1 protein-coding gene is annotated in these 539 nt (G+C 74.6%); it reads right to left on the reverse strand.

What is annotated here, in order from left to right:
* Nucleotides 1-510 (reverse strand): MmyB family transcriptional regulator (locus G5C65_RS38165; protein ID WP_478501628.1); only part of this gene is annotated, 510 nt, incomplete at its 3' end.
* Between the last annotated feature and the right edge of the window lie 29 nt (nt 511-539).

Genomic DNA, 539 nt, shown 5'->3' on the forward strand with positions numbered 1-539 from the left:
GGCGGGGGTGGTCCAGCTGCTCAGCAGCCGCAGGTCCTCGGCGGTGGTGGAGCCGGGTTCGGGGTTGTAGACGCACAGGGTCTGGTCGGGGTCGCCGGGCGGCTGGAAGGACTCGTAGACGAAGTGGAGCTCGCCGACCACGGGGTGGCGGTAGCACTTGCTGCCGTGGGTGCGCCGCAGCACCCGGTGGTCGTTCCACCAGGCGCTGAACTCGGGTGAGCGCACGGTCAGCTCGCCCACGAGGTCGGCGAGCCGCCGGTCGCGCGGGTGGCGGCCCGCTTCGAGCCGGAGGACGGCGACGGTCTCGGCGGCGATCCGGGGCCAGTCGACGACGCGGTCCCGCGCCTCGGGGTCCAGGAGGTAGTAGCGGGCGAGGTTGCGCTGCGGGACGGGAAGCGCCTCGAAGTCGGTCAGGACCGCGCGGGCCAGGGCGTTGGCGGCCAGCACGTCGGTGCGCCGGCCGAGCACGAAGGCGGGGACGTGCTCCAGGGTCCGGAGCATGAGGTGCAGTCCCGGGCGTACCCGCTGCGGGGCGGCCG

Origin of the sequence: Streptomyces boncukensis, assembly GCF_011045075.1 — a bacterium.
Taxonomy (GTDB): Bacteria; Actinomycetota; Actinomycetes; order Streptomycetales; family Streptomycetaceae; genus Streptomyces; species Streptomyces boncukensis.